At 56.7% G+C, this 5,548-nt stretch carries 5 protein-coding genes and 2 pseudogenes; 3 read left to right on the forward strand and 4 right to left on the reverse strand.

The window, feature by feature from the left end; genetic code table 11:
* Positions 1–131, forward strand: a pseudogene (locus tag RMO15_RS33300) (IS5/IS1182 family transposase); the annotation flags it as partial.
* A gap of 298 nt (positions 132–429) precedes the next feature.
* On the opposite strand, the gene dnaJ reads toward RMO15_RS33300, so the two are convergent.
* The 4 genes from dnaJ to RMO15_RS15470 are packed head-to-tail and all read right to left on the reverse strand — an operon-like array spanning position 430 to position 4,151.
* Positions 430–1,596 (reverse strand): molecular chaperone DnaJ, encoded by a 1,167-nt coding sequence (gene dnaJ / locus RMO15_RS15455; RefSeq protein ID WP_309714347.1) that lies wholly within the window; start codon positions 1,594–1,596, stop codon positions 430–432.
* Positions 1,586–3,400 (reverse strand): molecular chaperone DnaK, encoded by a 1,815-nt coding sequence (dnaK, locus tag RMO15_RS15460; protein WP_309714348.1) that lies wholly within the window; start codon positions 3,398–3,400, stop codon positions 1,586–1,588. Before dnaK ends, dnaJ begins: the two co-directional genes overlap by 11 nt.
* Positions 3,401–3,421: 21 nt before the next feature.
* Positions 3,422–3,868 carry a DNA-directed RNA polymerase subunit omega gene (gene rpoZ / locus RMO15_RS15465; RefSeq protein ID WP_309714349.1) on the reverse strand — a complete coding sequence of 149 codons (447 nt, stop codon included), beginning with the start codon at positions 3,866–3,868 and terminating at the stop codon, positions 3,422–3,424.
* On the reverse strand, positions 3,840–4,151 hold the full coding sequence (locus RMO15_RS15470) for a MerR family transcriptional regulator (protein WP_309714350.1): 312 nt from the start codon (positions 4,149–4,151) through the stop codon (positions 3,840–3,842). The genes rpoZ and RMO15_RS15470 overlap by 29 nt, the downstream gene beginning before the upstream one ends.
* Before the next feature lie 156 nt (positions 4,152–4,307).
* Here RMO15_RS15470 and RMO15_RS15475 point away from each other — a divergent pair, with 156 nt between their 5' ends.
* Both RMO15_RS15475 and RMO15_RS15480 read left to right on the forward strand, forming a co-directional pair.
* Positions 4,308–5,249 carry a hypothetical protein gene (locus RMO15_RS15475; protein ID WP_309714351.1) on the forward strand — a complete coding sequence of 314 codons (942 nt, stop codon included), beginning with the start codon at positions 4,308–4,310 and terminating at the stop codon, positions 5,247–5,249.
* A gap of 30 nt (positions 5,250–5,279) precedes the next feature.
* Positions 5,280–5,548, forward strand: a pseudogene (locus RMO15_RS15480) (shikimate dehydrogenase); the annotation flags it as partial.

Raw genomic sequence — 5,548 nt, forward strand, 5'->3', positions numbered from 1 at the left:
GTTTTCGTCGTCTTGTCCGCGATTATGAGCGTTTGGCTTCTACCGTTGTGGGGCTTCATTTTGCTGCTTTTGCTTGCTTAATGCTCAGAAAACTGCTTGGAGCGCCGCCATTCACACAATGGAGTTCATAACACCCTCTAGAGATCTACCATCCCAATGGTCGCCGCTTTATAGACGGCGCGACACTCTCGCAAGAGCGTGATCGCCTCGCTGCCAAGCTCCGTGAGCTAGGAATTGACCCGGATTCTGTGTAGACAATTCTTTCGGCGACGCTAATCCGCTCATGGCCGCCTCATGGAATGAGGCGTCTACAGTGGCTTCGTTCCTCAGCCGCAAAGCCCGTGCCGGGCTAAACAAACTCTCTTCAGCCCGGCACGGGCTTTGCGGCACACAGTGCCATTACAGACGCCGGTTTTCAACCGGTGGCGATCAGTCCCCTTTGACGGCGTGTTTGATGCGCTCCCAGAGCCCTTTGCCTGAGTCGTGGTGATCGGGAGTCTGGCCCGCGACTTCGCCGCGTAGCTCGGCGAACTGGCGCAGCGACTTGCGCTCGTCTTCGGAGAGCTTGGTAGGCACTTGAACGGCAATCACGACCGTCAGGTCGCCTTTTTGGTTGCGGTTGCGGATATTGGGCATTCCGTGGCCACGTAGCTTAAAGCGCGTGCCATTCTGTGTGCCTTCGGGGATGGTGAGGTTCACCGAGTCACCGCTCAACGTACTGACAGAGATCGTGTCACTGAGAGCAGCCTGCACAAAGGTAAGGGGTTGGGAGATGTAGAGATCCATCCCATCTCGTTCAAATTTCTCGTGCTCTTTCACCCCAAAGAAGATGTAGAGATCACCGGGCGGGCCATTCAGAGTCCCCGCTTCCCCCTCACCCCGGATCGGGAGCTGCATGCCATCGTCCACGCCGGGTGGAATGGGCACTTTTAGCTCACGGGTCTTGCGGAGCTTTCCACGACCGGCACAGCCGCCACAGGGGCTCTTGACGACCTGACCACGGCCTTGGCAGCGCGGACAGGTGACACTGGTCTGCACCGTCCCCAGAATGGTCTGCTGGACTTGCCGTGTTGCGCCCGTGCCGCCGCACTGCACACAGGTGTCGGGCTTGGTGCCCGGAGCCGCGCCATTTCCGCCACAGGTCTCACAGTTCTCCGTACGCGGCACTTGGATCGTCTTTTCGCCCCCACGGAGCGCCTCTTCCAAAGAGACTTCCATGTCGTAGCGAAGATCCTCACCGCGCTGCGGTCCGGGCCGTCGCCCTCCGCCACCGCCTCCAAAGAACACATTCAGAATGTCATCGAGGCCACCACCACCGCCGAAGCCATCAAAGCCACCACCGCCAAAGCCACCGCCACTGCCGCCCGACGACGCATGCCCAAAGCGGTCGTAGGCACCACGCTTCTGCGCATCGGAGAGCACCTCGTAGGCCTCTCCCACTTCTTTAAACTTATCTTCTGCATTCGCATCACCCTGATTCACATCGGGATGGAACTTACGAGCGAGCTGTCGGTAGGCTTTCTTGATGTCCTCTGCGGAGGAATCCCGCGCGATCCCTAGAACCTCGTAGTAGTCTCGCTTACTCTCAGTGGCCATTTGTCTCTCCTGTTTCTATTTCTGTTTCTGGTTGTTCCTCGGCTCCCGACGGCTCTTGGGGAAGTGTCGGGCGAGAGTAAATCGCTTCGGAAAGGGCATACATCTGGTCGTTGAGTTGCTGTGTGTGCGTTGCGAGAGCTTCGTCACTGTCCCCTTGCAGGGCGACCCGAAGTGTGTCCATCGCCGCATGAATGGCAAGCTTTCGCTCCCCACTCACCTGAGGCAGTGCCTGTGCAATCAAAAGCTGTTTCTCCGCATGATAGAGCGCCGCATCCGCAAGGTTCCGAGCCTCCTGTACGGCCCGTCGCTGACGATCACTCTCAGCATACGTTGTTGCCGCCAGCACCATCTGCTCAACTTCTTCTTGCGAGAGCCCTGAGGCAGCGGTGACAACAATTTTTTGAGCGGCCCCTGTGGTGCTATCTTTCGCAGAGACATGCAAGATGCCATTGGCATCTATATCAAAAAGCACTTCAATCTTAGGGACGCCTCGTGGTGCGGGGGGGATTCCTTCCAGTAAGAAGCGCCCGAGGCTCTTATTATCTACGGCCATCTCGCGCTCCCCCTGAAGTACATGGATATCAACCGCGCTCTGGCCTTCGGTGGCGGTGGTAAAGTTCTGGGTGCGGCTGGTGGGAACAGTAGTATTTCGGGCGATGAGACGTGTCATCACGCCTCCCAAAGTCTCGATTCCCAGCGAGAGCGGTGTCACATCCAGCAGCACTAAGTCGGTCAGCTCTCCGATGAGCATTCCCGCCTGAATCGCCGCTCCTGCAGCCACCACTTCATCGGGGTTCATTCCCTTGAAAGGGTCTTTCTGGAAGATCTCACGCACCATGTCCTGGATCGCGGGCATGCGAGTTGCCCCCCCGACCAGCACAATTTTCTGGAGCTGTTGTGGTGCAAGACGCGCATCATTGAGCACTTGATAGGTGGGGTCGCGCACTTTATCACGTAGACCGGCGGTAAGCACCTCAAACTTAGCGCGTGCCAGGGTCTGCTCCAAATGGAGTGGACCTTCGTCGTTTGCACTGATAAAGGGCAGGTTGATGCTCGTGTTCAACATGGCGGAGAGCTCAATCTTGGCTTTCTCAGCCGCCTCTTTGAGGCGCTGGAGGGCCAAGCGGTCTTTAAGAAGGTCTATCCCAAACTCTTGCTGAAACTCTTCGGCTAGCCAGCCCACAATGGCATTATCCCAGTCGTCGCCGCCCAGGCGGGTATCGCCACAGGTGGCTTTTACATCGAAGACACCGTCTTTGAGCTCAAGAATGGAGACATCAAACGTCCCACCGCCCAAGTCCCAGACAAGAATCGTCTCATTTTCATGCTTGTTGAGGCCATAAGCCAGCGCGGCTGCGGTGGGCTCATTGATAATACGCAAGACTTCCAGCCCCGCGATCTGCCCGGCGTCTTTGGTGGCTTGGCGCTGGCCATCATTGAAGTAGGCAGGAACCGTGATCACCGCGCGATCCACGGGTTCTCCGAGATAGGCTTCGGCATCGGCCTTAAGCTTCTGGAGAATCATCGCGCTGATCTCGGGGGCGGAGTAGCCGCGCTCTTCCACAAAGACCCGATGATCGGAGCCCATGTAGCGCTTGATTGAGGCAAACGTCTGCTCAGGGTTAGCAACGGCCTGCCGCTTGGCAAGCCGTCCCACCACACGCTCGCCGTCGCGGCTAAAGCCAACCACAGACGGACAAAGGCGCGAGCCTTCGGTGAGAGTAATCACCGTCGGCTCGCCCGCCTCCAGGACCGCTACCACAGAGTTTGTGGTGCCCAGGTCAATCCCGACAATACGGCCCATTGCTATTGCATTTCCCCAGGCTTAAATATCGGTTCCTTCGGACTCATCATCAGGGAGGATGAGTGGCTCTTCCTCTTCGGGTTCTTCGTCCACCAGCATGTCACTGGCTTCTTCGTCCTCGCCGAGCAAGCTGTCGTCCATATCCGCTCCGAGGGCGGCGGCAGCACGTGCCAGTTCATCGTCGGGGAGTGCCAGCGGATCCATGTCCACTTCGATATCACGTGCACCGACCACGGCCTCCTGATCGGCGATGGCTTCACGGCCTGCGAGGGACTGCTCATCGAACTTGTACTGTACTTTCCCCTCCGCGATCTCTTCTAGCGCGATTGTCAGCGGGTTGGTGGAGTCGGTGGGAAGGCGAGGGCGACTGCCCTCCTTGAGCTGCTTGGCACGCTTGGCCGCCAGGATCACCAGCGCATACTTGCTGTCAACCTGCTTGTCAATCTTGTCGGGGGATGGATAGATCATTTTTCGAATTACCTTCTGTGCGCTCTTGTGGCCCGTCTCGCTCCAGCTCCAGCTCAAGGATCACCTTGACACCGGCAATATTGACTTTACGCTCCTCGGTCAAGTGCCGAACGCGCGCAAGCGTGACAATATCCGCATCGGAGTAGAGTCGCCGATTTGAGTCCGTCCGGCGAGGAACAACGATTTCCTCTTGATCCAGAACGCGCAAAACCCAGCACGGCAGCCCGGCGAGTCGGGCGGCTACACTGATGACATAGACCGGCTCATTTTCGTTATGGGGCATGGGTTTCTAAAAAATACGGACACAAAAAACGCAGTGTATATTCTAGGCTATTCTCGGAGAAATCGCAAGTTTTTTTCGGAAGTTTGCAACCTTTTGAAGGCCAAGGCATACTAATCGTGTCAGAACACTCAGAATAAACCGAGGAGAGCGATCCGAATGAGCCTATTGCAAGATGCAGCGGAGTACGAAAAGAACCACTGGAATAACTACCTGACACGCATACGGAGTCAGTCAGCCCGTGACTATCTCAGCCAGGTCGGGAAAGTCGTCGGCCTGCTGATTCTCACAGGCCTGCTCCTCGACGGAGCCCGGCGTGACTTGACACAAAGCACGGGGACAGTGGTAGCGGTCAAAGGAGGCGTTATCCTACAAATCGCCAGCAATAAGCGCCCTCCCTCCCCGAGTTTTATTGGCCAGACCTTCTCACAGGGAGACACCCTCACGACAGACGCAACAGGTACTGTGAACATCGCCTTTCCCGATGGTATCGTCGTCCAACTAGGCCCCCATAATCAGCTCCGCTCCCTCCAGAGTAGCACCTATCGCAATGGCAAGCAGAACCGCTGGCTGCAGACAGGTACCGGCCCCATTCAGTTCTACAACCCTCGTGATGTCTGGGTGGCTCTGATTCAAACCAACGGAGGCGGTGCGATGGGCGGTGGAACTCAAAACAACGCCTTTTTTGGCTCCTCTGGTGCCAAGGCATTAGCTCCCTATTCGCAAAACCTTGGATTCTTTGGTTCGCTGGAAAAGGCTGCCTGGTGGCCACTAGACTTTCTCTTGAGCAAGTTTGGCGTCATGCACCGCGGCACCATTCAAAGTACAGATAGTCAACGTTTGGACGAGGCAAAAAGTATCGCCCGTACGCTTCAAGCAACACTCCCTTCAGCGGCAGGTCTCCCGCAGGGAACACTTATCCCTCTATCAAACCTCGGACTGAGCACAGAGCAACTCACTAAAGCACAGCAGTGCCTTGCCGGACCGGTTCTGACATTGCAACAACGTGGGAAAAACTTTGTGGCAGAGGTGACAGTACGCAACTCAGTAGGCACACGGCTTCGAATCACTCCCCAAGGTATCCAAGAGAGAAAACCCTAGGGGTATTCGGTTTGCGGGTACAATGGGAGTATGGAGCGATTTGCTTTCATCATTCACCCCATAGATGTCCGCAAGGATCTCAGCCGCAAGTTTCCCGTGGCAAAGTATCTTCCCGATGCGCTTCTCGCCGAGCTACTGCGGAAGCTGCCGCCTCAGCCCGTGGCACATCTGACGGGCATTCGTTCTGCAACAGGCGTGGAGTTGGAGGGCTGGTTTATCTTCTGCCCCCTCTCACCACAACAGCTTCTGAATCTGCCGCCTGAGCAAGTCTACGAGAAGCTTCAGCGTTGTTGTGAGCT

It is taken from the genome of Armatimonas sp., assembly GCF_031410135.1.
Classification (GTDB): Bacteria; Armatimonadota; Armatimonadia; order Armatimonadales; family Armatimonadaceae; genus Armatimonas.